This is a genomic window from Amycolatopsis pithecellobii (genome assembly GCF_009707865.1).
Taxonomy (GTDB): Bacteria; Actinomycetota; Actinomycetes; order Mycobacteriales; family Pseudonocardiaceae; genus Amycolatopsis_E; species Amycolatopsis_E pithecellobii.
Genome location: NZ_WMBA01000067.1, coordinates 1 through 26,648, shown reverse-complemented (window position 1 = coordinate 26,648; position 26,648 = coordinate 1). Strand labels below are relative to the sequence as shown.

General features: G+C 67.3%; 22 protein-coding genes, 1 tRNA gene and 2 pseudogenes. 13 read left to right on the top strand and 12 right to left on the bottom strand.

Annotated elements, in window-relative coordinates:
• The first annotated feature begins 89 nt into the window (after window positions 1–89).
• Window positions 90–2,678: a bifunctional FO biosynthesis protein CofGH gene (locus GKO32_RS31165; protein WP_154760489.1), complete on the top strand. Its 2,589-nt coding sequence runs from the start codon at window positions 90–92 to the stop codon at window positions 2,676–2,678.
• Between the two features lie 63 nt (window positions 2,679–2,741).
• Here GKO32_RS31165 and GKO32_RS31160 read toward each other — a convergent pair whose 3' ends face one another.
• On the bottom strand, window positions 2,742–3,596 hold the full coding sequence (locus tag GKO32_RS31160; protein ID WP_154760488.1) for an LLM class flavin-dependent oxidoreductase: 855 nt from the start codon (window positions 3,594–3,596) through the stop codon (window positions 2,742–2,744).
• A gap of 335 nt (window positions 3,597–3,931) precedes the next feature.
• Window positions 3,932–5,101 (bottom strand): kynureninase, encoded by a 1,170-nt coding sequence (locus tag GKO32_RS31155; protein WP_154760487.1) that lies wholly within the window; start codon window positions 5,099–5,101, stop codon window positions 3,932–3,934.
• Between the two features lie 101 nt (window positions 5,102–5,202).
• Between GKO32_RS31155 and GKO32_RS31150 the strand changes: the two genes are divergently transcribed.
• Complete coding sequence (locus GKO32_RS31150; RefSeq protein ID WP_154760486.1) at window positions 5,203–7,032, top strand: AMP-dependent synthetase/ligase; 1,830 nt, start codon at window positions 5,203–5,205, stop codon at window positions 7,030–7,032.
• Window positions 7,033–7,169: 137 nt separating this feature from the next.
• Here GKO32_RS31150 and GKO32_RS31145 read toward each other — a convergent pair whose 3' ends face one another.
• A complete protein-coding gene (locus GKO32_RS31145) occupies window positions 7,170–8,084 on the bottom strand; it encodes an SDR family NAD(P)-dependent oxidoreductase (RefSeq protein ID WP_154760485.1) in 915 nt (304 codons plus the stop codon).
• 422 nt (window positions 8,085–8,506) lie between these two features.
• On the opposite strand from GKO32_RS31145, the gene GKO32_RS31140 reads away from it, so the two are divergent.
• From GKO32_RS31140 to GKO32_RS31120, 5 genes are all read left to right on the top strand, one after another.
• Window positions 8,507–9,700, top strand: coding sequence for an MFS transporter (locus GKO32_RS31140; RefSeq protein WP_154760510.1), 1,194 nt, complete (start codon window positions 8,507–8,509; stop codon window positions 9,698–9,700).
• 629 nt (window positions 9,701–10,329) lie between these two features.
• Window positions 10,330–11,583, top strand: a complete 1,254-nt coding sequence (locus GKO32_RS31135) for a GGDEF domain-containing protein (protein WP_154760484.1) — start codon at window positions 10,330–10,332, stop codon at window positions 11,581–11,583.
• A 58-nt stretch (window positions 11,584–11,641) separates the two neighbouring features.
• The gene (locus GKO32_RS31130; RefSeq protein ID WP_154760483.1) at window positions 11,642–13,774 is read left to right on the top strand and encodes a phospholipase; all 2,133 of its coding nucleotides are present in this window, start codon (window positions 11,642–11,644) and stop codon (window positions 13,772–13,774) included.
• Window positions 13,775–13,890: 116 nt separating this feature from the next.
• The gene (locus GKO32_RS31125) at window positions 13,891–15,528 is read left to right on the top strand and encodes an LCP family protein (RefSeq protein WP_446680221.1); all 1,638 of its coding nucleotides are present in this window, start codon (window positions 13,891–13,893) and stop codon (window positions 15,526–15,528) included.
• Between the two features lie 174 nt (window positions 15,529–15,702).
• Window positions 15,703–16,194, top strand: coding sequence for a helix-turn-helix transcriptional regulator (locus GKO32_RS31120; RefSeq protein WP_312868866.1), 492 nt, complete (start codon window positions 15,703–15,705; stop codon window positions 16,192–16,194).
• 35 nt (window positions 16,195–16,229) lie between these two features.
• Here GKO32_RS31120 and GKO32_RS31115 read toward each other — a convergent pair whose 3' ends face one another.
• Window positions 16,230–17,717: a flavin-containing monooxygenase gene (locus GKO32_RS31115; RefSeq protein ID WP_154760482.1), complete on the bottom strand. Its 1,488-nt coding sequence runs from the start codon at window positions 17,715–17,717 to the stop codon at window positions 16,230–16,232.
• 100 nt (window positions 17,718–17,817) lie between these two features.
• Here GKO32_RS31115 and GKO32_RS31110 point away from each other — a divergent pair, with 100 nt between their 5' ends.
• Window positions 17,818–18,393 carry a TetR/AcrR family transcriptional regulator gene (locus GKO32_RS31110; RefSeq protein WP_154760507.1) on the top strand — a complete coding sequence of 192 codons (576 nt, stop codon included), beginning with the start codon at window positions 17,818–17,820 and terminating at the stop codon, window positions 18,391–18,393.
• A 239-nt stretch (window positions 18,394–18,632) separates the two neighbouring features.
• Complete coding sequence (locus GKO32_RS31105) at window positions 18,633–19,115, top strand: hypothetical protein (RefSeq protein WP_154760481.1); 483 nt, start codon at window positions 18,633–18,635, stop codon at window positions 19,113–19,115.
• 139 nt (window positions 19,116–19,254) lie between these two features.
• On the opposite strand, the gene GKO32_RS31100 is transcribed toward GKO32_RS31105, so the two are convergent.
• Window positions 19,255–19,476 carry a DUF3618 domain-containing protein gene (locus GKO32_RS31100; protein WP_312868865.1) on the bottom strand — a complete coding sequence of 74 codons (222 nt, stop codon included), beginning with the start codon at window positions 19,474–19,476 and terminating at the stop codon, window positions 19,255–19,257.
• A 106-nt stretch (window positions 19,477–19,582) separates the two neighbouring features.
• On the opposite strand from GKO32_RS31100, the gene GKO32_RS31095 reads away from it, so the two are divergent.
• Together GKO32_RS31095 and GKO32_RS31090 are read left to right on the top strand one after the other, a co-directional pair.
• Window positions 19,583–19,656 (top strand) — tRNA-Leu (locus GKO32_RS31095).
• 43 nt (window positions 19,657–19,699) lie between these two features.
• The gene (locus GKO32_RS31090) at window positions 19,700–20,722 is read left to right on the top strand and encodes a diacylglycerol/lipid kinase family protein (RefSeq protein WP_154760479.1); all 1,023 of its coding nucleotides are present in this window, start codon (window positions 19,700–19,702) and stop codon (window positions 20,720–20,722) included.
• Here GKO32_RS31090 and GKO32_RS31085 read toward each other — a convergent pair.
• The 6 genes and pseudogenes from GKO32_RS31085 to GKO32_RS31060 all read right to left on the bottom strand — a co-directional run bounded on the left by GKO32_RS31085 (window position 20,655) and on the right by GKO32_RS31060 (window position 24,278).
• Window positions 20,655–21,131, bottom strand: a complete 477-nt coding sequence (locus GKO32_RS31085; protein ID WP_154760478.1) for a phosphatase PAP2 family protein — start codon at window positions 21,129–21,131, stop codon at window positions 20,655–20,657. The genes GKO32_RS31090 and GKO32_RS31085 overlap by 68 nt on opposite strands.
• A gap of 118 nt (window positions 21,132–21,249) precedes the next feature.
• The gene (locus tag GKO32_RS38555) at window positions 21,250–21,711 is read right to left on the bottom strand and encodes a DUF5684 domain-containing protein (protein ID WP_208024601.1); all 462 of its coding nucleotides are present in this window, start codon (window positions 21,709–21,711) and stop codon (window positions 21,250–21,252) included.
• A gap of 190 nt (window positions 21,712–21,901) precedes the next feature.
• Window positions 21,902–22,266: pseudogene (locus GKO32_RS31075) on the bottom strand (RraA family protein); the annotation flags it as partial.
• An 80-nt stretch (window positions 22,267–22,346) separates the two neighbouring features.
• Window positions 22,347–22,736: pseudogene (locus GKO32_RS40675) on the bottom strand (PIG-L deacetylase family protein); the annotation flags it as partial.
• Window positions 22,729–23,304 carry a TIGR03086 family metal-binding protein gene (locus GKO32_RS31065; protein WP_154760476.1) on the bottom strand — a complete coding sequence of 192 codons (576 nt, stop codon included), beginning with the start codon at window positions 23,302–23,304 and terminating at the stop codon, window positions 22,729–22,731. The gene GKO32_RS31065 and the pseudogene GKO32_RS40675, both read right to left, overlap by 8 nt.
• Window positions 23,301–24,278 carry a sigma-70 family RNA polymerase sigma factor gene (locus GKO32_RS31060; RefSeq protein ID WP_154760506.1) on the bottom strand — a complete coding sequence of 326 codons (978 nt, stop codon included), beginning with the start codon at window positions 24,276–24,278 and terminating at the stop codon, window positions 23,301–23,303. Before GKO32_RS31060 ends, GKO32_RS31065 begins: the two co-directional genes overlap by 4 nt.
• A 133-nt stretch (window positions 24,279–24,411) precedes the next feature.
• Here GKO32_RS31060 and GKO32_RS31055 point away from each other — a divergent pair, with 133 nt between their 5' ends.
• Window positions 24,412–24,804, top strand: coding sequence for a DUF2237 family protein (locus GKO32_RS31055; protein WP_154760475.1), 393 nt, complete (start codon window positions 24,412–24,414; stop codon window positions 24,802–24,804).
• On the opposite strand, the gene GKO32_RS31050 is transcribed toward GKO32_RS31055, so the two are convergent.
• Window positions 24,788–25,390, bottom strand: a complete 603-nt coding sequence (locus GKO32_RS31050) for a hypothetical protein (RefSeq protein WP_154760474.1) — start codon at window positions 25,388–25,390, stop codon at window positions 24,788–24,790. The genes GKO32_RS31055 and GKO32_RS31050 overlap by 17 nt on opposite strands.
• Before the next feature lie 90 nt (window positions 25,391–25,480).
• Between GKO32_RS31050 and GKO32_RS31045 the strand changes: the two genes are divergently transcribed.
• Window positions 25,481–26,524, top strand: a complete 1,044-nt coding sequence (locus tag GKO32_RS31045) for a J domain-containing protein (RefSeq protein ID WP_312868864.1) — start codon at window positions 25,481–25,483, stop codon at window positions 26,522–26,524.
• The last annotated feature ends 124 nt before the right edge of the window (window positions 26,525–26,648 follow it).

Below are 26,648 nucleotides of genomic sequence, written 5' to 3'. Positions count from 1 at the left end.
CTGGGAAAACATGCCCCCTTCCTGGTATGGCTCGCGAATCACCTGCGCGGCCATGGAGAAGGTTCCCCGAACCGGCCTACGTTGGCCGCATGGCATCAGCACAGCAGGAGGACCGTCCGACCGCTTCCGCGATGCGCCGCGCACTGGCGCGTGCGCGTGACGGCAAGACGCTGGACATCGGCGAAGCGACCGTGTTGCTGCATGCCCGTGACGAGGATCTGACCGTGCTCTCGGAGCACGCGTCGCGTATTCGCGACGCCGGGCTCGCCGCGGTCGGACGCGAAGGTGTGATCACCTACAGCCGCAAAGTGTTCATCCCGCTGACCCGGCTGTGCCGGGACCGATGCGGCTACTGCACGTTCGCGACCGTGCCGGGGAAACTGGACGCACCGTTCCTCTCTCCTGACGAAGTGCTGAAGATCGCCCGTGAAGGCGCGGCGATGGGCTGCAAGGAAGCGCTGTTCACGCTCGGCGACCGGCCGGAGGACCGGTGGAAGGCCGCGCGCGAATGGCTCGACGCGCACGGCTACGACGACACGCTGTCCTACGTGCGTGCGATGGCGATCCTGGTGCTGGAGGAGACCGGGCTGCTGCCGCACCTGAACCCTGGTGTGCTGACCTGGCAGGACCTGCAACGACTCAAGCCGGTCGCGCCGTCCATGGGGATGATGCTGGAGACCACCGCGACCCGGTTGTGGAGCGAACGCGGCGGCCCGCACTACGGTTCGCCGGACAAGGATCCGGCGGTGCGGCTGCGCGTACTCGACGACGCCGGGCGGCATTCGGTGCCGTTCACCACGGGGATTTTGATCGGCATCGGCGAGAACTACGCCGAGCGGGCGGACGCGCTGTTCGCGATCCGCAAGGCGGCGCGGGCCTACGGCGGCATTCAGGAAGTCATCGTACAGAACTTCCGCGCGAAGCCGGACACGAAGATGCGCGCCACCCCGGACGCCGATCTGCAGGAGCTGGCGGCGACGATCGCGGTGGCACGCCTCGTGTTCGGCCCGAAGATGCGGATCCAGGCGCCGCCGAACCTGATCGGCAGCCAGTACGAGTTGATGGTGCGCGCGGGAATCGACGACTGGGGTGGGGTTTCGCCGCTGACGCCGGACCATGTGAACCCGGAGCGGGCGTGGCCGCAGATCGATGAGCTGGCAAGGCAAACCGCGGCCGCGGGGTACTCGCTGCGTGAGCGGCTGACGATCTATCCCGAGTATGTGGTGGCGGGCGAACCATGGCTGGACCCGCGGGTCGCCGGACACGTCGCCGCGCTGGCGGATCCCGGGACGGGCCTCGCACTGGACGTGAAGCCGACCGGAAAGCCTTGGCAGGAACCGGAAGGCGGCTGGCAGGAGCAGGGGCGGACCGAGCTGCATGTCGAGGTCGACACCGTCGGGCGCACCGGCGACCGGCGCAGCGACTTCGATTCGGTGTACGGCGACTGGAACGAGCTCGCGTCGAAGGTTCCGTCCCCGGTTCGCCGGATGGACGCGGATATCGCCACTGCCTTGCGGCGCGCGGAAAAAGACCCTGCCGGACTGTCCGATGAGGACGCTCTGGCATTGCTGCACGCGGACGGCGCCGAGCTCGACGCGCTGGCCGCGCTGGCCGACGGCCTGCGCCGCGACGCGGTCGGTGACGACGTGACGTTCGTGGTGACGAGGAACATCAACTTCACGAACGTCTGCTACACCGGTTGCCGGTTCTGCGCTTTCGCCCAGCGCCGCACGGATGCCGACGCGTACACGTTGTCGTTGTCGCAGGTGGGTGACCGGGTGGACCAGGCTTGGGACGCCGGCGCCACGGAGATCTGCATGCAGGGCGGGATTCACCCGGACATGCCCGGCACGGCGTATTTCGATCTGGCGGCCGAGGTCAAGCGGCGGCAGCCGGAGATCCACCTGCATTCCTACAGCCCGATGGAGGTCGTGAACGGCGCTTCGCGGACGAATCTGTCCATTCGGGACTGGTTGACGCGGGCGCACGAGTCCGGTGTGGACTCATTGCCGGGCACCGCGGCGGAAATCCTCGACGACGATGTTCGGTGGGTGCTGACGAAGGGCAAGCTGCCGACGTCGAGCTGGATCGAGGTGGTGAGCACCGCGCATTCGCTGGGCATTCCGACGACTTCGACGATGATGTACGGGCATGTGGACACGCCGGCGCACTGGGTGGGGCACATCAAGCTGATCGCTTCCCTGCAACGGCAGTCACTGGAACGCAACGGCCGGCGCGGGTTCACGGAGTTCGTGCTGTTGCCGTTCATCCACCAGAACGCGCCGATCTATCTGGCCGGCCTGGCTCGCCCGGGGACGACGGTGCGGGAGAACCGCGCGGTGCACGCCCTGGCGCGGATCTTGTTGCACGGGTTGATCGACAACATCCAGTGCTCCTGGGTGAAACTCGGCGAAGACACGTGCCGGGCGGTGCTGCGGGGCGGGGTGAACGACCTGGGCGGAACGTTGATGGAGGAAACGATCAGCCGGATGGCCGGCGCCGACAACGGTTCGTACAAGACGATCAGTTCGCTGGAGTCGATGGTCGAGCCGCTGGGCCGGCCGCTGGTGCAGCGCACCACGCTGTATGGCCGCCCGACTCCCGATCGCATCGCGGCAGCCCAACTGAGCGACGGCGTCGCCCAGGCAGTGCGGAACCCGCTGCCGATCGTCAGCTGAGGAGAGCCGGTGTACCCAGGTGTGCAAAAGGCCGGTCGGGACCACACCGGCTCCCCAGCCTGATCACAACACCAGGTCGGCCAACCGCTTGACCTCGTCCACGTCGTCTACGGTGGGGTAAAGGATCAGCTCATCGGTACCGAGGTCGGCGAACTTCTTGACCACCGTCTTGACCTCCTCGGCAGTGGTGCTGACCCCTTGGCTGACGAAATCAGCGAGCTCGTCGCCCAGGACTTCGTAGTAGTCGCGGACAGCGGCTCGCCCTTTTTCGCCGTCCCCCAAGGAAAAGTACCCAACCGCGGCAAGCCGCGGGGACCCTTCGCGACCGGCCTCGCGCCAAGCCGCCCTGGCCTCGTCGAAGCTGGGTGCGACCACCTCGGGCGGGACCGATCCGCCGATGTAGCCCTCACCCCAGCGGGCCATCCGTTTGAATGCGGCCGGCGCCTGTCCACCCAGCAGCAGCGGAATCTGGCGGGTACCGCCCGGCACCGCGGCGTTGGGTCCACCGCCGACGGGCTCACCTCCCCAAACGGCGCGGAACGTCTCCAGGTCGCGATCGAACCGCGCTCCGCGACCGCTCAACCCGTATCCCTCGGCGAGGAAGTCGTCCGGCCGGATGCCGACGCCGGCCCCGAGCGTCAACCTCCCACCGGAGATACCGTCGATGCCGGCCAGTTCCTTGGCCAAGAGGGCGGGTGGCCACGCCGGCGCGATCAGGACGGTGCTCATCAGACCGATCCTGCTGGTCACCGCGGCCGCGGCGGCAAGCGCGACCGTGTCCGCCACACCCGGATACGCGTTCCGGCCGACGGTGCCGAGGCTGGCAAACCCCAGCTCCTCGGCCAGCACTGCCCACTGTGGCAGGTCAGCCGCGTTCACGTCGCGGATTTGGTTGGGTAGACCGACACCAATACGCATTGGTCCTCTCTCCGTCAAAAGATTGAACAATCATGTAATTGCACAGTGACACAGAGCACTTCTCCTCCACCGCTTCCGCCTCCGTGACTTCCCTAAAGGTCGGGAAGGGTACTCAAAGAGGCACCGGCACAGGGCACACTCAGCAGCACAGCTGCATAACTTGGAGAGTCTGCCCGATCGCGCGGTGCTACTGGCGTGTAACGGAAACAACAGGGTCCTTCGGCCCTGGTCGAGCAGCCATAGATCAGGAAAGCTGTGTGACATCAGGAATTTCTCGATCACACCGGTCGCAGTGCATCGGGAAAGGCCGGGGTAGCGACTCCCATACCTCCCCGCTACCCCGGCCATCCTGACAGGAACGCAGCGGCGCGAAGCACATCCACGTACCGTACGTACAACGCTGCCAGCCCGAAGCGCAGCACATCCGGTGGACGAAAATCGCCGATGATGCCGGCTTTGGTCATCGCCGCCATGACGCGTTTCGCGTCCGGCCAGCCGACCGACAACTGGTTGCCACGGCGATAATCTCTCGGAGACAGGACCTCGGCGGCGGGCACCAGCTCGTCCAGGCACCGCACGAAGAAGTCCCCAAGGGCCAGACCTTTCGCGCGCACCTGCTCGACGGTCACGTCGTCCCATACGTCGAGCGCGGCATCCAGCGCCAGCATCGACAGGATGTCCGGCGTCCCCGTCCGGGCGCGGATGACACCGGGCCCGCCGACATAGGCCTCCGCCATGCCGAACGGGTCCACGTGCCCGGCCCAGCCACTCAGGGGCTGGTCAAAACTCTCCTGCCACTTCGTTGGCACGTAAAGGAAAGCCGGAGCGCCAGGCCCGCCGTTGAGGAATTTGTACGTGCAGCCGACCGCCAGATCCACCTGCGCGGCATCCACCGCCATCGGCACCGCGCCTACGCTGTGGCACAGATCCCACACCACCAGCGCGCCCGCCGCGTGCAGGCTTTCAGTGAGCGAAGGCAACTCGTGCACAAGGCCAGACCGGTAATCGACGTGGTTGATCAGCGCCACCGCCGTACGCTCCGACACGACCGCCGGCATCTCCTCCGGAACAACCCGCCGGATCTCGTGCCCGGTCAGCCGCGCCGCGTTCTCGGCGATGTACCCGTCCGCCGGGAAAGTGGTGACGTCCAGCAGGATCTCGGGACGCCCGGGGTTCAGCCGTGCCGCCGCGACGAGCGCCTTGAATACGTTGACGCTCGTCGAATCGCCCACGACGACTTGGCCCGCGGCGGCGCCGATCAGCGGCGCGATCCGGTCCCCGACCCGCTCCGGCGCCTGCCACCAGCCCTCGTCCCACGCACGGATCAACCGGCCCGCCCACTGTTTCCGCACAACCTCGTCGAGCCGCACCGCCACCGAGCGCGGCGGCGCGCCAAGCGAGTTCCCGTCCAAATAGGACATTTGCGGATCGAGGTCGAACTCGGCCCGCTTCCCCGCCAATGGGTCGTGGGTGTCGAGCTCGGCCGCCTCGGCCGACAACGACATACGTGTCCCTCCCGTAGGCGCGGCACTATCACCATGTGCCGCAAGTCACATAAAGTAGACCCGGTTCGCCGATCCAGCCGAGCCGGACAGGAGGCCAGGACATGCCTGATCAGACATCCGTCGCGGACCAGGTCAACGGCCAGACCATTGTCACGCTGCTGCGGCGCAACGCTCAGCAGTTCGCCGGCCTGCCCGCGATGACCTCACTCGACGCCGCCGGTGAACCGACCCTGGCCTGGGGCGAAGTCCGCCACGAAGTCGCCGTGCTCGCCCGCGGACTCGGCGACCTCGGACTCCAGCGTGGCGAACGGATGCTGATCATGGCGCCGAGCTCACCGGAGCACCTGCTCGTCGACTTGGCCGCCGTGCACGTCGCCGCCATCCCCTGCACCGCGTACGCGACGCTCAGCCCAGACCAGATCCGTTACGTCGCCCGGCACAGCGCCGCGTCCGTCGTCGTGTTGCAGGGCATGGACGAACTCAAGCGCTGGGAACAGGTGCTCGGCGACCTGCCGAAGCTACGGCAGGTCGTGATGATCGAGAGCAAGGCCGTACCCGCCGATGACGCGCGGTTCAGCAGCCTGGACGACGTGCGGCGGCGGGGCACGGAGCTGCACGAAGCCGACCCCAGCGTGTTCGAGCACATGTCGGACAGCATCAAGCCTTCCGATCCGCTTTCGATGATCTACACCTCGGGCACCACAGGTGACCCGAAGGGCGTGGTGCTCACGCACGCCAATGCGGTGTACGAGTCGTACGCCGTCCAGGCGCGGCACCACATGCCCTTGCACGTCGCGAACATCGCGTACCTGCCCCTGGCCCATATCGCCGAGCGCGAACTGGCGATCTACCTGCCGATCACGCTTGCCGGGCACGTGCACACCCTCGCCGACCCGACCGCCGTGATGTCCGCGCTCGGGCGCGTGCACCCGCAGGGCTTCTTCGGTGTGCCGCGGGTATGGGAAAAAATGGTGGCAGGCCTGAAAAACATGCTCGCGAACGCACCGGAGGACAGGCGCGCCGCGCTGACGCAGGCGAACGAATTGCTGCAGCAGGGATACAAACTGCGTGACGCGGGCGAACCCGTGCCGCCGGAACTCGCGGAAAAGATCGCCGAAGCGGACCGCACCGTGCTCGCGCCCGTGCGTCAGCTGCTCGGTATGGACCGGCTGGTCTTCTGCTCCAGCGGGGCGGCCCCGTTGCCGGTCGAAGTGCTGTATTTCCTCGCCGGGCTCGGCGTGGAAATCCATGAGGTGTGGGGACTTTCGGAGACCACCGGCGCTGTGACCGCCAACAGCGCCGAGGCGTTCCGCGCCGGCACCGTCGGCCGTCCGCTCGCCGATACCGAGGTGAAGGTGGCCGAAGACGGCGAACTTCTCGTGCGGGGGCCGCTGGTTTTTCCCGGGTACCTCCGCGAGGACGGCACGATCGAGCCCGCCGTCGACGACGAAGGCTGGTACGCCACCGGTGACATCGGCCAGATCGACGCGGACGGCTTCGTCAAGATCACCGACCGCAAGAAGGAACTGATCATCACCTCTGGTGGCAAGAACATCGCACCGACCAGGATCGAGGGGTTGCTCAAGGAGCATCCGCTGATCAGCCAGGCGGTCGCGATCGGCAACGACCGGCCCTACGTGACCGCGCTGATCGTGCTCGACGACGAGATCCTGCCCGGCTGGGCCACGGCACAAGGCATCGAATTCACCGACGTACCAACGCTCGCCGCGCATCCCCTTGTATGCGCGGAAATCCAGCGCGCGGTGGAATCGGCCAACGGCAGGCTGGCACGGGCCGAGCAGATCAAGCGCTACGAGCTGATCACGAAACCGTGGACACCGGAATCGGGCGAGGTGACCCCGACGCTGAAACTCAAACGGCGAGTCATCAACGACCGGTACGTCAATCGGATCGCGGCTCTTTACAGCTGACCGCGAGTGGCTGGCTCTCCGGTTGAACAACCAGCCACTCAGGAACGAAACATTCACCCCTTCATCGTGGTGAGCCCACCATCGCCGTGTACATAGGCAATGTGGTCGCCTGTGGACAACTGGACTTATCCACAGGTTCAGGCACTGCGCAACGGAGTCGAATCGGACTCGGTCCACTTACGCAGTCGTGGCGGCACGCGCTTTTCCAGGCCATAAGGCTCCAGATGTGCACTGAACACCTCGTCGAAAGCCCGCCGGACAGTCTCGGTGTCCCAGGTCTGCCTTTCCAGAATCGGCTGCTTCAAGTACGGGTGGCCGATGATGTGCAGCTGCGGCCCGTTGCACCGGACGAGCTGACCGGTGATTCCCTCGGCGTCGTCGGACAGCAGGAACAGCACCAGCGGCGCGATCCGCGACGGCGTGCGATCAGGTGGGCAGTTGCGCAGCGAGCGCTCGGACTTCCATACCATCCGAGTGTGGGCCAGCGGGCACACGGCATTCACCCGGATGCCGACCTCCTCCAGGTCCAGCGCCCACGAATAGGTCAGCGACGCGACCGCACCCTTACTGGCCGAGTACACCCCCAGCTTGCGCTGCCCGAGCGAAGCACCCGACGAGATGTTCACGATCGCCCCGCCGCGGCCCTGCGCGACCATCGCCTTGATCGCCGCGATCCCGGTGAACATGACCCCCAGGACGTTGACTTCCACCAGTTCACGTATCTGATCGGGCTCGTCCTGCCACGGAAGCGCCTCGTAGTTGAGCCCGGCGTTGTTCACCAGGCCGTCGATCGAACCGAACTCGTCGACGCACAGCCGGACCAGCGCCTGTGCCTGCTCGGGGTCGGCCACCGAGTGCCCGCTGGCCACGGCCTGCCCACCGTGCTCGCGGATGGTGGCCACGGTCTGCTCGGCCAGCTCGACATCGATGTCATTGGCGACCACTCGTGCGCCCGCCTGCGCGAGGTGCAGGGCGAACGCCTCGCCGAGCCCCCGGCCCGCGCCCGTCACCACCACCGCGCGTTCGCGCAAACCCGCCAGCTGCATGTTCATTGTTTTCACTCCCACCTGGCCAGCCCCGACGCAGCCGGTATGCGGCTCCCACTGGCCCTCGGGACCAGTCTTGGCCAGTTCCACCCGAAGACCACCGGAGTGACGACGAGCGGTCAGCACACTGCGCTGAACGAGTGATGGCTGATCAGCGGGGACATACTCTCGGGGCGGTCAGCCGCACTCCCAGTGTCGGCCGTTCGTCGTAGTACGAACGTCGCGGATCGAGGTCCGGATGGGGCTACCGTCGCGCAGTGACTGTTCGCTTCCGCGCTGTAAGCGGCATACTGGCTGTTGTCTTTCTCGTCGCTTGGGTGAGTGCCCGTTTCCGGTACCCCACGACGGACGACAGAATGCGTGAACGCGACCCGTTCACCCGGTAAGGGGGAGATAGGAAGATGGTGAGGACTCAGGCCCGGCCGCACATGCGCGCGGCGCTGGGCAATGCCGAGTTCCGCACCGTCTGGCTGGCCGAAGCGCAGTCCACCATCGGTGACCAGCTCACCACCGTCGCGCTCGCGCTACTCGTCTACCACCGCACCGGCTCGGCCCTGTTCGCCGCGCTTGCCTACGCGCTGACTTTCCTGCCCGCGCTGGCAGGCGGGCTCGGCCTGGCCCAGCTCGCCGATCACTTCCCGCGCCGGACCGTGCTGGCGGGTTCGGCGGCTGTGCAAGCGGTGTTCGTCGGTGTGATGGCGATTCCCGGCATGCCGCTGTTACCGCTGTGCGTGCTGGTGGTGTTCGCCCGGCTCGCCGGCGCGCCGTCCAACGCCGCGCAGAACGCTCTCACCAGGGAAATCTTCGACGACGACGAGCTGTACCTGCGCAGCCAGGACATCCGCGGCATCACCATGAACACGGCGATGCTGCTCGGGCTGGCCTGCGGTGGCTTCCTCGTCACCGCGGCCGGCGCCTCCGTGGCGCTGGCGCTCGACGCCGCGACGTTCGCGATCAGCGCGGTCGCCCTCCACCGCTGGGTCGCCGCGCGTCCCGCCGCGGACAACGGTGACGGCAGGTGGTTCGGCGCGATCCGCTGGGTCGCCGGGCAGCGACGCTTGCGGATACTGCTGGGCCTTTCCTGGCTGGTGGGACTCGCGGTCATCCCCGAAGGGCTCGTCGCGCCGCTGGCCCGCGAGATCGGTGCGCCAGATCAGGCTGTGGGCTGGCTGCTCGCGGCGGATCCACTGGGCTTCGTCGCCGGGGTCTTCCTGATGTCCCGGTATTTCTCGGGCCGGACACGCCTGCGTGCCCTCGGTGTACTCGCCATCGTGCCGACGGCGTGCTTGCTGGTGTTCTTTGTGCAGCCGGAACTCGTGGTTTCCCTTGTCGTCCTCGCGACCGCGGGCGCGGCCGGGGCATACATCGTCACGGTGGGTGCCTCGTTCATCACGGGAGTGCCCAACGAACTACGGGGCGGAGCCGGGGGGCTTTACCGCACGGGGCTCCGGGTGGCCCAGGGCGTGGGTGTGGCACTGGGCGGCGCGGTGGCAGAGTGGGCCGGTTCGGCGACCACCGCGATCACGATCGCGGGCGCGGCAGGTGTCGTGCTGGGCATTCCGCTGGCGGTGTCCTGGGCGCGGCTGCAACGAAACGAGACCGGAACAGCCGGTGGGATATGAACGGGCGGGATGCCGACGGGGATCAGAAGTCGCGGTTCGACACAACCAGTCACCTCCAGTTTTTGCGCATGAAACAAACGCGAACGGACGCGATCACCGGATCAGAAGTCACGGTTCGACATGAAGAACACCTCTCCCACAGCGACGAAACAAACACGATTTCCGGGGTCAGCGATCAGAAGTCACGGTTCGCCACGACGAGTCACCTCCACACAACGCGCGCACAATGAATCACGGACAACTCCAAGCCGTCAGAAGTCGCGGTTGGACAAGATGAACACCTCCGATCGGTGCTCGTGGTCGAGCATCGACTCACCACAGTGGACGGGGATCTCCTCTCCCACGGTGAGTCGTTTGCGGTGGGATGATACCTGTTGAACAAAAGTACCCGGCGTCCTTCCGGGCACAGCAAAGTTACCTCGCCACCACGCTGTCCGTCGAGAGAAGGTGATCCAGTGTCATCGCCGCCGTCGCGGCCCGGATCACCGGCCCCACCGAAGCAAACGGGGATAACGGCGGGTCAGCAGCGCGAGGGAGTACCGAACCCGGGCGCGGGAAGTCATCCTGCCCCGGACACGACGAGTGATTCCTCGAATACTCGGCGCTCGTACAAACCGCAATATTGGACGTTGTGGCGACGGCCCAAACGATTCATCGCTTTCCTCGTCGCGGCCGAGCTCGTCGCCATTGCCTGGTTCGTCAACGTATTCCTGGATACGCCGCCGCCGGGGCTTCTGGATTTGCTCCGCTTCGCGATTTTGACCGCCGGCGCGACTGTCCACATCCAGATGACCCGGCGCCAGGAAGAACGTCGGAGAAATCGTGTTCGCACGGTACTGATCGACCTCACCGCGGTCTGGGTCTTTCCCGCGGCGATTATTCTTCCGGGCTCGCTGACGATTGCTCTGGTGCTCCTGATTCGCGTCCAGCACTGGTTCGTCGCACGGCGGCCGGCGCACAACTTCGTCTTTTCTTCGATCACTCATATGCTCGCTGCGACGGTGGCGCACCAGGTCTACCTGGCACTCGGCGGCGCGCATTGGAGTTCGCTCACCGTGGCCGGTTCCTTCGGTGAATTCGGCAAACTCATCCTGGTCGCACTGGTCTACGAAGCCGTGCAGATCCTGTACGTCGGCAGCATCCTGAGCCTGGCCGCGGCGAAGCCGACGCTGCACAACGTGCTGGGCAGCAGGGCGGACAACCTGCTCGAGGCGATCACGATCGGGCTCGGCGCGGTCACCGCGATCCTGCTCGTGATCCTGCCCCCGGCGGTCGCGATCATGGCCGTGGTGACGGTGGTCTTCAACCGCCTTGCCGAGCTCGACCAACTGCAGGACGACGTGCGCACCGATCCGAAGACGCAGGTGTTCAACATGCGCGGCTGGACCGAGTCGGCCGAGCGTGCGCTCACCCGGGCCACGAAGGCGGACGACAACCTGGGCATCCTGATGATCGATCTCGATTTCTTCAAGTGGATCAACGACACCTACGGCCATCCGGCCGGCGACGACGTGCTGCGCAATCTCGCTCAGTTGCTCGACGAGGTGACCCGGCCCAGCGATGTCGTGGGCCGGTTCGGCGGCGAGGAATTTCTCGTGCTGCTGCCCGACACCGACCAGGCGACCGCAGCGGGCGCGGCGGAACGCATCCGCTCGGCGGTCGAACACTTGCGGATCGTCACCACGGACAAGCGCGGGGACCAGATCACGGTGTCCAAACGGACCGCGTCGATCGGCGTCGCGGTGTTCCCCGACCACGGCGACTCGCTGGAGAAACTCATGCAGGCCGCGGACGCCGCTGTGTACGAGGCGAAAGAGGGCGGCCGCAACCAGGTCCGGCTTGCCGAGCACCGGCCCCAGCGCGGCGCCGAGCCGACCCACTAAGGTCGCCCGGGGGTTTCCCCGGTGTTCGAGAAACGTTGTCTCTGCCAGTCTGGAGTTCATGATCGCCCGAGCCGACGCCTCCCGCCTCAAGCGGCCGCTGTCGAACTCGGCTTGGCTGCTCGCACTGACGCTGGCCCTGCTGACTTTCGGCTTCGTCGCGTCACGGCCGCCCAGCCCGCCCCAGCAGGGCCCGCCGAGCGGCGGGGCCGCCGCGGCGCAGCGCGCGATCGACGCACTCACCCATCCCGGCCCGCAGCCGGTCGCGTTGAGCCTGCTGCCCGCGGACTTCACGAAGGTGACCGGCATCGTCCCGGGTTCGCTGGCCGCCCGCGACGGCACCGTCCGCGCGGTGCATGTGGACGGTGGCTGCTCGACGCCGTGGGGTGATGACAACACCAAGTGGGACTATGGCGCGCCGTGCAAGGCCCACGATCTGGGCTACGACTTGTTGCGGTACGCGGACAAGATCGGCCAGCCGCTCCCGCCTTCGGTACGCGCCTCGCTCGACGCGCGACTGACCGCGGACATGCACAACGCGTGCCGGGTCAACCCGATGAACTCCCCTCGTACCTGCCAGCTCGTCGCGTCGCTCTACTCGGCCGGGCTGGTGGTCAACTCCTGGCACCAGCGGTGGGGTCCGCCCGTCGGTGATCCGATCGGGCCGATGCTCGCCGGCATCGCGGTGATCGGGTGCCTGCTGGTCTTGCGGTTGCGCGGCTGGCTGTCCCTTCGCCGCGACCGCGCGCGACGACCACTGACGCCCGCCGCACCGGTCCAGCCTCCGGCTTCGAGCTGGGTGACGCTCGGCGTTACGAGCCTGGTGCTGATGATCTGCGGCGAGTCGGTGGTCCAGCTGGCCAGATGGGCTGGTGCGGACGAGTCGTGGTTGTGGCCGTTCACCTGGCTCGCGCAGCTGGCCCCGGTGTTCTTCTTCGCCGGTGGCCGGGCGAACGCGGCGGGCTGGCAGGCGGTGCTCGACGCCGGTGGCGGCTATCGCCAGTACCTCGCACACCGGGCGAGCTGGCTGCTGCGGCCCGCGCTGATCTTCGTCGTGGTGACGCTCGTCGTGCCGCTCGCGCTGGAACTGCTCGGCATCCCGGCAAGCACGAACGCGACGATCGTGCGGGTGGCCCTGCATCCGTTGTGGCTGCTGGGTGTCTACCTCCTGACGATGGTCGCCGCGCCGGTCATGCTCGCGCTGCACCGCCGGGCGGCGGTCGCGACCACGGTCACCCTGCTCGGGCTGGTCGTGCTGGCAGAGCTGAGCGCGAATTGGCTCGGTGCAAAGGTTCCGCACTACCTCGGCGCGTTCGGCCTCGCCCTGCTCGCGCAGCAACTCGCCTTCGGGCGCCTGGCGAATCGCCGTCTGCTGGTCCTCGGCGGGCCGGCCGGAATCGCGGGGCTCGTGCTGCTCACGACGGTCGGCGGCACGGATCCGAACCTGCTCGGCGCTTCCGGTGCGCCACCGGCGCTGGCCGCGCCGGCGCTGGCGGTGCTGTTGCTCGGCGCGACGCAGTTGTCCTTGCTGGGACTTTTCGCCCGCCCGCTGAACCGGCTGACCGCGCAGCCCGTTGTTGCCGGTGTGGTCCGGTTCGCCCTGCGCGCGCCGATGAGCCTGTACCTGGGGTTCCTCGCCGCCGTCCTGCTGCTGGTGACGGTCGTATACCTGCCGCCGCGGGCCGCGGACGCGCTCGCCTGGCTCGCCGGGCCGAAAACCCTGATGGCGCTGGGCTTGCTGGCGGTGCCCGCGGTCATCGTGTTCTTCTGGTTCGAACGGCATGGCGATGGATCGGTTCCGCCGCAGCGGGTGTCGCCGACGGGCTGGCTGGCGCACGCGGCCACGGCGCTGGGCACCGGGTTCGCGACGATCGGGCTGTTCGGTTTCGCGCTGACCCAGTTCGGCGGCGCCGCCGGCGAAACGATGCTCGGGCTGCCGCTGGACCCGATCCAGAACCTGATCCAGTTGCTGCTCGGGGTGTTCCTGCTGCACGCCGTCCGCACCGGGCTCAGCGCGGCGACGAGCACGTGGGTGGTGACCGCGCTGGCCTGCGTGCCGCCGTTGCTCGAGGTGGCCGACGGGTTCGACGCGGACGCGGTGACCTTGCTCGTGCACGGGCTCACCGCACTGTTCGCCGTTGCCGCCGCGGCCAGCACGCTTTTGCCAGGCAGAACGGCGGTGACGAACACTTGAATGAGGGTGTTGTGAGCCACATTCGCTGATCGATATGGGACGCTACCGCAACCGGGTGACACAGTCGGGCGTCCCTGGGGACGGCGAGCTGCGAGCCGGGGAAGGGAGACGTGGGCGTGGAGTATCCGCCGCGGAACGAGCGTGGGGCGCGTGGGCGTCCGGCGCCGCGGTCGGGCCGCCCCGCCGACGCCCGTCATGAGGGTCCCGTCCGCCGCCCCCGTTCCCCGGCCGCGCGCGGAGAACGCCGCCGCCCAGGTCCACCACCGCCTCGCCGCCGTCCCGCACCCCCGCCGCCGCGCCGCCGGTACGGCGTGAAGATCGCGGTCGGCCTGGTGTCACTGCTGGTCATGGGCTTGACGGGGTACGCGTGGGCAGCAATGCAAGGCCTGGTCAGCGGGCTCACCACGGCCGATGTGATCAACGCCGACCAGCCGCCGGACGGGGCGCGCGACATCCTGCTCGTCGGGATGGACTCGCGCACCGACGCGCAGGGAAACCCGCTGCCACAGCAGCTGCTCGACCAGTTGCGGGCCGGGGTCTCCGACGGCGAGGAGAACACCGACACGCTGATCATGGTGCACATCCCGAACGACGGGAGTAAGGCGGTCGCGATCTCGCTGCCGCGCGACTCGTATGTCGACATCCCCGGCGGTTACGGCAAGCACAAGATCAACTCGGCGTACGCGCGGGCGAAGGCGGCCGAGCGCAAGCGGTTGCAGGACTCCGGTGACACAGACCCCAAGGACGTCGAGGTCAAAAGCGCTCAAGCCGGTGCGAAAACGCTCATCGCGACGGTCCAGCAGCTCACCGGATCGTCGATCGACAACTACGCCTCGATCAACCTGCTCGGGTTCTCCGATATCACCCAGGCGATCGGCGGCGTGGACGTCTGTCTCAAGGCGAACGTCAACGACCCGTATTCGGGGGCGAAGTTCACCGCGGGCCGGCACACGATTTCCGGTGTCGAGGCGCTCGAGTTCGTCCGGCAGCGGCACGGGTTGCCGCGCGGTGATCTCGACCGGGTCGTGCGCCAGCAGGTGTTCATGGCCGGGATGGCACAGAAGGTGCTCTCTGCGGGCACCCTCGCCGATCCCGGCAAGCTCAGCAGTCTGACCGACGCGATCAAGAAATCCGTGGTGCTCAACCAGGGTTGGGATATTTTCGGCTTCGCCCAGCAGATGAAGGGGCTGAGCGGCGGGCAACTGCAGTTCCAGACGATCCCGGTGGTCAACCCCGACTACGACAGCCCCACCGATGGCACGGCCATTCAGGTCGATCCGGCCCAGGTCAAGAATTTCGTCCAGGGCGTGACCACCCCGCCGGGCGCACCACCCACGCAGGCTCCCCCGAGTGCGAGTCCCAACGCGTCGACCACTGTGGACGTCCACAACGGAACGGCGAAGTCCGGGCTCGCCGCCACCGTGTCGCAGGCGCTCACCAGCAAGGGTTTCACCGCGGGGGACACCGCGAACGCCACCGCCAAGATCAGCAAGACGACGATCCGCTACCCCGCCGGCGCACAGGGCGCGGCGCAGAACGTGGCCGATGCGCTTGGCTCGCCGGCGACATTGCAGCAGGACACAGCGGTACAGTCCGGGCACATACTCGTCGTAATCGGCAACAACTACTCGGGCTCGTCATCGAGCCAGTCATTGCAGCAGGCCGCGGGCCCGGCGCCGTCGTCGAGCGCTCCGCCACCGGCGAACGCCGATGACAAACCGATCACCGCCGACGGGATCACTTGCGTTAACTGACATACATCTTTCAGACCTTGGCCCGTTAGCCCAATCGGCCTAATCCGCGAACAACTCGGTCGAAGTCGCGTAAGAGCGGAGCGCTCAGCGACTTACATACCCGTGGACACCACTGACGTTCGACCGGACGTGCCGGCGCAGGGGTGCGGCGCGACGCAGGGCAGGGGACCAGGAGTGCACATCGACAGTGAGCTCTATCAGCGAGTTCTGGGGGAGGAACTCCGGAAACTTCGGCGGCTGCGAGGGTGGACTCGCAAGGAGCTGAACCAGCACCTCCAAAGTGATATCTCGTTGCAGACGCTGGCGACCTACGAACTGGGGACCCGGCAGTGCTCGGTGGTGCGACTTGTCGAGCTCTGTCTGGCGATGGACGAACTCCCACAGGATCTCCTCGCGCGTGTGCACCGGCGCGTCTTCACCGACGAACCCGGCAAGGTGCGCCTCGATCTCGGCCAGATCGTCGCGGATCACCGCAGTGAGCTGCTCCCGTTACGCAGATGGGCCGAGGACCGGCTCCGTCAGCCGGGCACTCCGCAGGAAGTGCAACTGGACCCCGCCGCGGTCGAGCGGATGGCCGAATTATGCGGGTTGACCGCGCCGGAACTGCTCGCGCTGCTGCGGGGATTGACCCCGCCAGGCGGGCTGGATGCCGGAAGCGCTCTCTAGTCGCGTTCGGCCGCGAACCCGTGGATGGTCAGGCCCTACTTGTCATCTGCGGTGCCGATTAGTTCGAAGTCCGCAGGGTCGACCTTGCGGGTCGCCAGCCAGTAACGCCAGGTGAAACCGGGCCACAGCGTCCGGTTCACCCCCTGTGCGTCGAGATACCAGCTGCGACATCCACCCCTCGTCCATACGCCCTTTTCGAGCTTGCGCTGCATGTCCGCGTTGAACCGTTCCTGCACCTCGGGTCGTGTGGCGATCCCCGCCGACCCTGCCCGCCCGACCAGTTCGATGGCCTCGGCGACGTACCTCGCCTGCGACTCGATCATGAAGACGACGGAGTTGTGGCCGAGTCCGGTGTTCGGCCCGAGCAGGAAGAAGAGGTTCGGGAAGCCCGCCACGGTGATGCCGAGGTGGGTGCGCATCCCCTCGTCCGCCCAATCCTTGGCCAGGTTCCGCCCGCCTGCGCCGATGATTTCGAGATTCTCGAACGCATCGGTGACGTGGAAGCCGGTGCCGAAGATGATGGTGTCGACCTCGTGCTCCACCCCGGCACCGTCGACGATGCTGTGTTCGCGCACCTCTCGCACGCCGTCGGTGCGCACGTCCACGTTGTCCCGCGCCAGCGCCGGGTAATAGTCGTTCGACAGCAGCACCCGCTTGCACCCGAGCACGTAGTCCGGGGTCAACCGCGCACGCAAGGCCGGATCTTTCACGCCGCGCTCGATGTTCCGCTTGCCGAGCCATTGCGCGAGCTTCATCAGCCGCAGGCCACCGTTGTTGTAGCCGACCGCCCGCGATTCGAGCATCCAGTAGAGCAGGTCGCGATAGGCCCGCTGGAACCCCGGCGCCCTGCGGAAGAGCTTCCGCGTCCACTCCGGCATCTCGTGGTCCGGCTTCGGCATCACCCACGGCGGCGTGCGCTGAAAGACCGTCAGCTTCGCGACATCGGGGGCGATGCGCGGGATGAACTGGATCGCGCTCGCCCCGGTGCCCACGACCGCGACCCGCTTGCCGCGCAGGTCGTAGTCGTGGTTCCAGGTGGCCGAGTGGAACTTCTCACCGCGGAAGTTCTCCAAGCCCTCGAGCTCCGGGATCTGCGGCAGATGCAGGGCACCGATGCCGTTGACCAGGTACCGGCCCGCGAACTCGTCGCCGCCCCTCGTGGCGACGAGCCAACGGTGTTCCTCCGGGTCCCAGCGCGCCCCGGTCATTTCCTGACCGAAGCGGATGTGGGAGTACAGGTCGTACTTCGCTGCGACGCCGCGCAGGTAGTCCCAGATTTCCTGCTGCGGTGAGAATGCCCGCGTCCACTCGGGATTCTGCTCGAACGAGAACGAGTACATGTGCGACTGAATGTCACAGGCGCAGCCCGGATATGTGTTGTCCCGCCAGGTGCCGCCGACATCGGTGGCCTTCTCCAGGATCACGAAGTCCCGGTGTCCCCGGTTGAGCAGCTGGATCGCCATGCCGAGCCCGGAGAACCCGGTGCCGATGATGACAACCTCGGCTTCGGTGCGCTCGCCCATCCGTCTCCCTCGCACTTCCTCGTTTAGTGTTACCGCGAGTCCACCTTACTTGAAGTAGGTTACGTTCGATAGAGTGTTCGCCGTGAGCACTCGCAAGCGCATGCCCAGGGCCGAGCGCGAGCGGCAGATGATCGAGGTCGCCGAGGCGGTGTTCGCGGAGCGCGGGTACGCCGCCGCGTCGATGGACGAGATCGCCGAGCGCGTCGGCGTGTCCAAGCCGATGCTCTACGAGTACTTCAACTCGAAAGAAGGCCTGCTACTGGCTTGCATCGCCACTTCACGGGCGCAGCTGCGCGAAGCCACCGAGGAGTCGGTCACCGGCGCCACCTCCGCCGAGGACGCGCTTCGCCGCGGGCTGCTGGCGTTCTTCGTCTACATCCACGAGCGGCGGCAAGCCTGGTCACTGCTGCGGCAGGAGATGGTCTTGATCGGTACATCCGCTTCCGAGGAGATCGAGGCCACCCGGCGGCAGCAGACCGATCTGGTTGCCAAATTGATGACCGGCTATCTCGATCTCGGGTCCCCCTCAAGGGTGGAAGCGGTCGCCGAAATCATCGTCGGCGCCTGCGAACGGCTGGCCATCTGGTGCGAACGGCACGACGAGGTGACACCTGAACGGGCTACTGACTACGCCATGGCGGTCCTCTGGGGCGGTCTTGTCGAACGCACTGGGTAAGCGAAGGTGACACGCTCGTGCGGACATCCGTGCATCTGCGAAGCGATAGTCACGCAGAGCACAGTTGGTTCCGTTGCTTGTAACCCAGAGTCGTGTTGAGGTATCGATAGACGCCGACGCGAGTTCAGCAAACGGTTACTCGGTTACGCCCGATCGGGCGTAACCGATCGGCGTCACAAGGCGGTGCGGCCTGGGTCCCACTGGCGGAGCCAGGCAGCCGGTGCAGGGTGGAGGACCTGATGGCCGAACCGATCATGGCGAGTTACGTCCAGGAGGACGACGACTGGGCGATCACCGTCGCCGGGCAGGGCAAGACGCTCAAGGGGAGAGCGCCGGGCATCATCGCCGCGCGGGACAACGTGGACCAGCTCGTGGAGTCGCTGGGCCCGGACGCCAAGAGCGCAACCGTCGTGCACCTGCTCAACGGCAGTGCACTCGAGTTCACGGCGGCTTACATGACGGCGCGGTTGACGCGCCCGGACGCGGTGCCGGAACCCGCGAAGTCGCCGGAAAAAGCCCAGCCGGAGGCGGCAGCCTCGGACGGCGAGCCCAGCGAGTCCCCGGTGCCGCCTCAGCAGTCCGAGGAGCCGGCGAAACCGAACAACAAGGCGGGCCGCCAGCCGAAGGCCAAGCTGACCGCGAACATCGGTGACGCGCTGGAGAACTCCAAGAAGGAGCCGAAGGTCGAGACCACCCCGGCGAAGGCCGCGAGTCGCAGCTGAGGGTGCTGCGCGATACGCAGCGAGCGGGTACGGGGCCGACAGCGCGAAGCCGCTGGGCATCCGTACCACAACACCGTGGGGCGCCGCCGATGCGCGAGGTTCTGCGCACCGGCGCCCCCGTGGCCGGCCGGCGCGCGGGTCAGCGGAAGAGCTTGCGCAGCAGCAATCCGACGATGAGCACGCCCACCCCGATGAGCGGGAACTTCACCTTCGGGTCGTCGAGCTTCGCGCGCACGTTCGTCTTCGCCGAGTCGGCCAGTTTCTTCGGGTCGGCCTTCTCACCGAGCTGATCCAGCGTCGACGCCAGCGCCTCGCGGGCCTGCTCGATCTCGCGCTCGATGGTGTCGGGATCGCGGGCCACCAGTCCTCCTCGATTTCGGCAGGGCCTTACCGTAGTTCACGGCATCGTGCGGCTCGTACCGGCCACGCCGGAACAGCCGCCACGAGGCGGCTAGGCTGAGCAAGTCGCGCCCGTAGCCCAATTGGCAGAGGCACACGGTTTAGGTCCGTGCCAGTGAGAGTTCGAGTCTCTCCGGGCGCACAGTTTCACCCTCGGCAGCGTATCCGGCGAAGGCACGCGAAACATGGACTCTCCAGGCGGACGGCAACGTCGCCACGCCAGAAAACGCGTGCGCCCGGCCCGCCGTGGTGTGCTGATCGTCAACCCGCGCTCCGGGGACGGCAAAGCGGAACGTGCCGACCTGGTGGCGAAGGCGGAGGCACTCGGGGTCCGCACGATCGTGCTCAGCCCCGACGATGATCTGCGCGCACTGGCCGAGCAGGCGGCGGCCGACGGCGCCGATGTGCTCGGCATGGCCGGTGGCGACGGCTCACAGGCGCTGGTCGCCGACGTCGCGCGGCGGCACGGGCTCGCGTTCGTCTGTGTACCGGCCGGCACCCGCAACCATTTCGCGCTCGACCTCGGCCTCGACCGCGACGACGTGGCCGCCGCCCTCGATGCCTTCGGCGAAGCCATCGAGCAGCGGATCGACCTCGCGCTGGTCGGTGACGAGGTGTTCGTCAACAACGTCTCGCTCGGCGTCTACGGCAAGGTCGTGCAGTCCGGCAACTACCGCGACGCCAAGATCGCCACCGCCGCGCAGATCCTTCCCGAGCTGCTCAGCCCGGACACCGAACCGTTCGACCTGCGATTCACCGGGCCCGAGGGCACGACCGCGAAAACCGCGGACGTACTGCTGGTGTCCAACAACGCCTATCACCTCACCAGCCTCAGCCAGTTCGGCACCAGGGCCAGGCTCGACGCCGGCATGCTGGGGATCGTCACGGTCACCGCGAACCGCAACGGCGGGCTGCGGGCATTGCTGTCCGCGGAGTCCGAGGAGCGTGTCGACCACTTTCCCGGCTACCGGGAATGGACGGTGCGGGAGTTCGAAGTCGGTTCCGGGGACGAACTGCTCGACGTCGGGATCGACGGCGAGGCACGGAAACTGGCGCCACCGCTGCGGTTCAGGTCCCTGCCGGGGGCATTGCGAGTTCGCGTACCCCGGCGAGAAGAACCGGCCGGTTTCTGGCGGAAGATCAGGAACTGGGCGAAGTCCGTGGCCACCAGCGCAACGTCAGTACTCCGGCGGCGATCCCGATCGTGACCCCGGCGAAGACGTCACTGCGATAGTGGGCCCCGGTCACCACCCGGGACGTCGCCACCCCGGACGCCAGGACCGCGACAGGCACCGCGAGCAGCGGCTGCTCGATGGCGACGCCGGTGGTGAACGCGGCGGCCGAGGCGGAATGGCCGGACGGGAACGACGTCGTGATCGGCGGACGGCGTAACCGCCGCACGGCCGGAATCGCGTCCACGGCGGGCCGCGGCCGGCGCACCAGGCTCTTGAGCACGACGTTCGTGCTGAAACTCGCGACGCTCAGCGCCATCAGCCCGCGCAGCGCGCCACGCCGGGCGCCGCTGTTGCCGCTCAGGGCCAGGACGCCACTGACCGCCAGCCACAACCGGCTGTAGTTCGCCCACCTGCTCAAGGTTGGCAGCACCGTGTCCCGCATACCGCCGATCACACCATCATCGCGCGGCGCTTGCTCAACAGGGCCCGTTCCCGGTGCGGGAAAAGCGAAATCCCGGGCCGGCACAGCGCCGGACCCGGGATTGTCTACTGTGGACTGACTAGCGACGCGGCTGGCCCTGATAAGGCTGCTGCCCGTAGGGGTTGCCGTACTGCTGCGGGTACTGCTGACCCTGCGGCGGGTACGGCGGGGGGTACGAGCCCTGCGGCGGGTAGGGCGGCTGGCCACCGTTGTGGCCGCCGAGGTAGCGGGCACTGCCGAAGCCGAGGATCGGGATGCAGATGAACGGGAAGAACACCGACGCCACACCGAAACCGGCGCCCTTGCCGAACGACTTCGCCAGCCCGACGTAGGTGGAGAACACCACGAAGATGTTGACCACCGGAATGAACATCAGCAGGAACCACCAGCCGGGCTTGCCCGCGACACGCAGCAGCACGACGGTGTTGTAGATCGGCACGATCGCCGCCCAGCCGGGCTTGCCCGCCTTGCTGAACACCCGCCACATCGCGGCGATCATGAACAGGCCGAATGCCGCGGCGACAACGATTATCGTGGTCACGACCCCTGGACTGATCGACGCACTCGCCTGGGTGTTCGTGTACTGCGCTGTGATAAGCACCGGTCCGGGTCCTTCCACGGGGTCTGAGGAGATGCGGGTCAACGTAATCGCTGACGTCCGCATAGACGCGAAGAAAACCGGAACGGGTTCCCTGGCGCTGATTTGGCCAACCGATGTTGCCCGAAATCCCTCACAACCCGTACTCCTCGGCTGTCACGTAGATGACGCCGAGTTCGGACAGTTTGTCGCGTAGGCCGTAGCGGTCGAGGCCGAGTTCGCCGCCGCGGAAGGCTTCTCTGGTCGCTTCTTCTTTCGCCGCACGGGCTTGCGCGGCGTCCAGGGCGCGGTCGACGTCGGCGCGGGGCACCACGACGACGCCGTCGTCGGCCAATATCGCGCGGAAACGGCGGCGGACCACACGGGGAAGTTCATCGCGTGCAGTTCGGCGACATCACGCACCCCGGTCGTGGTGACCAGGCCGCGCACCCCACGATGTCGCAACGCGGTGGCGAACAGTTCCCCGAACAGGCCGTCGGTATTTGCACGCCCCGTCGTTTCGCGAGATCCGTGTAGTAGTCCCACATGTGCTGCTGCACGGGAAGGCATTCCATGGCCTTGCGCTTGGTGTCGAACACGCTGGTGGGCACGACCTCGCGGTAGACGTGCACAATCCGGTCCACCAGCTCGGGCGACTCGACGAGGGGGTAGTCGCCGGCGTCGAGGAACCGGATGTCCGCTCCCAGGGTCTTGCGACGGAGCTGCTTGATTTCCGCCGGGCTGTTGCCGGCGCGCCAGGCCTTGGCGGACTCGCCACGCTCGCCGAAGGTCAGGCACAGCACGGTGGCCCGGCCCCCGCGGGCGGTCGCCAGGGCGATGACCCCTGCGCCTCGCCACACGAAATCGCCCGCATGCGCGCTGACGACCAACAACGAACCCGTGGCAACTCCTCGGACTCGGCTCTCCACCGACCCGAGAAGCGTGTCCACAATATTGCCAACAATTTGGTAGACGATCCAGTCAGGCATTTCGTCCGGTGAAGGCGAGCAACCGGTCGTTCGCGCTCGCCAGCGGCGAGACCAGCAACGGCGGCTCGAACCGGCCGGGCCGGTCGTGGTCGGCGATGAAGAACGGAGCCAGGTCCAGCAGCTCCTCCGCGAGCGCTTCCGGCAGAGGACGATGGTGACCGCAGGCCTGTGCGACATCCCAGCCGTGCACCGCGACTTCGACCGCACCCGCGCTGGTGAGGATGCCCGCGGTCAACGGGCTTCCGCTGACCGCCACCGTGCCCGGCACCGAAGCGGCACTCCACGCGGCGAGCAGGTGACCGGCACGGTTTTTCACCGCTGCCACCGGGTCCGCCCGGGCGAATTCAGCGGCGTCGAGCGTGACCTGCCCCAGGTCGGCCGCCTCGTGCAGCGCCAGCAACGAATCGTCCAGATGCGCGAGTAGTTCGCGCAGGTCCCAGTCGCGGCACGGCGTCGGGCGCGACAGCAATGCGGGGGTGACCAGGTGCAGACTGCCGAGCATGTAGTTGATCGCGCGTTCGAGCAGTCCGATTCCACTGACCAGCGCCGCCGCGCCCTCGTCGATCATCGAACGAGGACCTCCGGCAGGCCGAACTTGGGGAACAGCGTGAGGTCGAAGAAGCACGCGACATGTTCGACGCCGGATTCGGAAAGCGTGAGCACCGGCAGGTTGAACGGCCGGTAGACGTCACCGTCACGCATGTACAGGCCGAACGCGGGCTGGCCGTTGGCCGAGGTCGGGACGAGCCGCATATCGCCGGGGCCTTCGGCGGGGCACTGCGTGTCGATGAGCCGCGCGATGTTCTCCGCGCCCTGGTACCAACCGATGAAAGGGGGCATCTCCCAGACGGCGTCCTTGGTGAACAACTCGACGATCGCCGGGATGTCCTTGCGCTCGAAGGCGTCGACGAACCGGTCGAGCAGTTCACGCTGGCCGGCGACGCTCGGCTCGACGATCTCCTCCTCGTGCGGGGTGGCCTCGGCCAGCTGCGCACGGGCGCGCTGCAGGATGCTGTTGACCGCGGTCGTCGTCGTGTTGAGCACCTTCGCGACTTCGGCGGCGCGCCACTGCAGCACATCGCGCAGGATCAGCACCGCCCGCTGGCGCGGCGGCAAATGTTGCAGCGCGGCGATCAATGCCAGCCGGATGCTCTCGCGGGAAGTCACGATCGCGGCCGGATCGGCCTGCTCGGCGCCGACCATCGCGTCCGGAACGGGCTCGAGCCACGGCACCTCGGCCTGCTCGACCAGCTCGTCCCCGGCCTCCGAGCCCGGCCCGCCCAGCCCGGTCGGCAGCGGGCGTTTGCCGCGGTTCTCCAGCGCGGTCAGGCACACGCGGGTCGCGATGCGGTACAGCCAGGTGCGCAGCGACGAACGCCCTTCGAACTTCTCGTACGATTTCCACGCACGCAGGTAGGTCTCCTGCACCAGGTCTTCGGCGTCGTGAACCGAACCCAGCATGCGATAACAGTGCGCGAGCAATTCACGTCTGAACGGATCGGCCTGACGGAGAAAGTCCTCCCCGGCCGGTCTTTCGGTCATCGTCATGGTCACCAGCATCGCCTCCGCTCGGATACCTGTACAGACCGGACGAGGCGGGAGAACTCATCGGTGTGGCGGACAATTGTTGCCACGATCGGCGGCGCAAGCGGTGGGATGATGCCAAGCTGGATCCATGTCGAACGACCGCAATGTGCTGGGCGGGGACCTCGAACCGTGTGGCAGTGATCCGATCACCGGCTTCTACCGTGACGGCAGCTGTACCACCGGCCCGGAAGACCTCGGCAGCCACACCGTCTGCGCCGTCGTCACGAAGGAGTTCCTCGAGCACCAGCTCGCGGTCGGCAACGACCTGGTCACCCCACGCCCGGAGTACGACTTCCCCGGCCTGCACGCCGGTGACCGCTGGTGCATCGTCGCCGCGCGCTGGCAGGAGGCATACGAAGCGGGGGTCGCGCCACCCGTCGTGCTGGCCGCGACGCACGCCCGCAGCCTCGAAGTCCTGGAGCTGGACGCGTTGCGCCAGCACGCGGCCGATGTGCCGGCGGACCCTAGCTCGTTGCTCTGACCCTGCGCCGGGTGGTCCAGACCGTCAGCACGAGGAGTGCCACCGCCCCGACGATCGCGGTGATCTCCACGGCGAGGTTGTGCCGTTCCGCGAAATCGGGTTGAAGCACGCCGCCGGGGTCGTCCAGCACCGCGGCCGGTGCTCCCTCGCGTTGCCGGTCGGTCGAATCGGTGCGGATCGTGAACGTGCCGGCCCGTGGGCATGCCATGGTGTGCACGAATCCGTAGTGGTGGTACCGAGATCGCGTGTCGACCTCTTCGCGGTGGACCACTTGGCAGGACTCGGTCAGCCCGAACGTGTGCAGCGCGAGCCCCCGTCCGCCGACGGTCACCGCGGCGAACAACAACCCGCTCGACACGACCGCGACGATCAGCGCCCACCATGGCCCACCCGCGTACCGGACCATGCCGAGCCCGAACGCGGCGACCCCGGCGATTCCCATGACCAGCGCGACAATGGTGCTGTGCGGGGGAAGGACGAACAGCAGAGCGGCAACGACGATGGCCCCGAGTCCGGCCGGCGCGACCACGCGGCCGGTGCGGATTCCGAGTTTTCGGGCCAGATCACCGGCCGGCGAACCTGCCATCGCGTGCTGTGCCCATCGTTGCCGAGCCGGCCTGCTTTTCGGTCGGCTCGGCAAGTCTAGCCGGGGAAACGGCCCTTGTATTGTGACCGCGTGCACGAGCCCGGCTACTACGAGCTGCTCGGGGTGGACAGGTCCGCCTCCGAAGCCGAGATCAAGTCGGCATACCGGTTGAAGGCACGGGCGAGTCACCCTGACGCGGGCGGTTCGCCCGCCGAGTTCCATGTGTTGCGGCAAGCCTACGAAACGCTGAGCGATCCGCACCGGCGGGCTGACTACGACCGTGGACTGTCACCGGTGCCCGTGCGGGTCCGGCAGCGGCCACGTGGTTTCGGCGAAGATCCTTCGTTCGTCGCGAGTATGCCGCGGCTCGATCCGGAAACCCTGCCGTGGTGGCATCGCGGCGTCGAAGCCGCCCGCCCGGAGACACCGCAACGGCCGGGTCACGCACCTGCCGCGATACTGCTCGGCTGGTTGCTGCTCGTGGTCTTGCCGTTGATGGCCGGATGGTTGCTGCTGACCGTCTGGCTGCTGCTGGCGATGGCCGTCGCGATCTGGCTCGTGCGGCGGCATTTGCTGGTGATCCAGGCGCGCCAACGGTTCGCGGCGGAGTTCGGTGGCACGGTGGTGTTCGGCCGCCCCGGCTCCGATGCCGACCAGTGGGGCGAGCGGTTGACCGCGGAGCTGCTGGACCGGTACCTCACCCGGCTGCCCAGCGCGCGGATCTTCCACGGTCTGGCGTGGCCGGGCTCGGTGTTCGCCGATATCGACCACGCCGTGCTGGCCGGGCGCCGGCTCGTTCTGATCGAGTCGAAGACGTGGCTGCCCGGCACCTACGGCGCGGACGAGGACGGCACCTTGTGGCGCGACGACCGGCGCTTCCGGGGTGGTGCGACCCGGCTCCCGGAGGCCATCGAGGCCTACCGGGAGCTGTTACCTGGGGTCGAGATCCGGGGTGCGTTGATTGTGTATCCGAGCCGTGCCGGCGAGGTGACGACCGAGGAGGATTTCGACCTGCCGGCGCCGCCGATGACCCCCGAGCAGTTCGTCGAGGAGATCGGCGGCTGGCTAGCGGCGCAACCGTCCACTGTGGATACTGAGGTGCTGCGGCTGGTGTGCCGCCAGGTTGTTTCCTAGCTTGAGTTTTAACGTTCGGGGCCATGACGGGGCACCCGGATGATCATGGATGAGGCCCTTGGTTGATCATGCTTCTTGCTTAGGGAAGACGATCACACCAAGGGTCTCAATTGATCAGTGTGCA

Coding starts and splice junctions, on each gene's coding strand:
- GKO32_RS31085 (WP_154760478.1), bottom strand. CDS start 21,131: ATGCGGGACACGGTGCTGCCAACCTTGAGCAGGTGGGCGAACTACAGC.
- GKO32_RS31050 (WP_154760474.1), bottom strand. CDS start 25,390: ATGGCAGGTTCGCCGGCCGGTGATCTGGCCCGAAAACTCGGAATCCGC.
- GKO32_RS31140 (WP_154760510.1), top strand. CDS start 8,507: ATGCGCGCGGCGCTGGGCAATGCCGAGTTCCGCACCGTCTGGCTGGCC.
- GKO32_RS31160 (WP_154760488.1), bottom strand. CDS start 3,596: ATGCGTATTGGTGTCGGTCTACCCAACCAAATCCGCGACGTGAACGCG.
- GKO32_RS31155 (WP_154760487.1), bottom strand. CDS start 5,101: ATGTCGTTGTCGGCCGAGGCGGCCGAGCTCGACACCCACGACCCATTG.
- GKO32_RS31115 (WP_154760482.1), bottom strand. CDS start 17,717: ATGGGCGAGCGCACCGAAGCCGAGGTTGTCATCATCGGCACCGGGTTC.
- GKO32_RS31060 (WP_154760506.1), bottom strand. CDS start 24,278: ATGACCGAAAGACCGGCCGGGGAGGACTTTCTCCGTCAGGCCGATCCG.
- GKO32_RS31105 (WP_154760481.1), top strand. CDS start 18,633: ATGGCCGAACCGATCATGGCGAGTTACGTCCAGGAGGACGACGACTGG.
- GKO32_RS31065 (WP_154760476.1), bottom strand. CDS start 23,304: ATGATCGACGAGGGCGCGGCGGCGCTGGTCAGTGGAATCGGACTGCTC.
- GKO32_RS31145 (WP_154760485.1), bottom strand. CDS start 8,084: ATGAACATGCAGCTGGCGGGTTTGCGCGAACGCGCGGTGGTGGTGACG.
- GKO32_RS31165 (WP_154760489.1), top strand. CDS start 90: ATGGCATCAGCACAGCAGGAGGACCGTCCGACCGCTTCCGCGATGCGC.
- GKO32_RS31130 (WP_154760483.1), top strand. CDS start 11,642: ATGATCGCCCGAGCCGACGCCTCCCGCCTCAAGCGGCCGCTGTCGAAC.
- GKO32_RS31150 (WP_154760486.1), top strand. CDS start 5,203: ATGCCTGATCAGACATCCGTCGCGGACCAGGTCAACGGCCAGACCATT.
- GKO32_RS31055 (WP_154760475.1), top strand. CDS start 24,412: ATGTCGAACGACCGCAATGTGCTGGGCGGGGACCTCGAACCGTGTGGC.
- GKO32_RS31090 (WP_154760479.1), top strand. CDS start 19,700: ATGGACTCTCCAGGCGGACGGCAACGTCGCCACGCCAGAAAACGCGTG.
- GKO32_RS31110 (WP_154760507.1), top strand. CDS start 17,818: ATGCCCAGGGCCGAGCGCGAGCGGCAGATGATCGAGGTCGCCGAGGCG.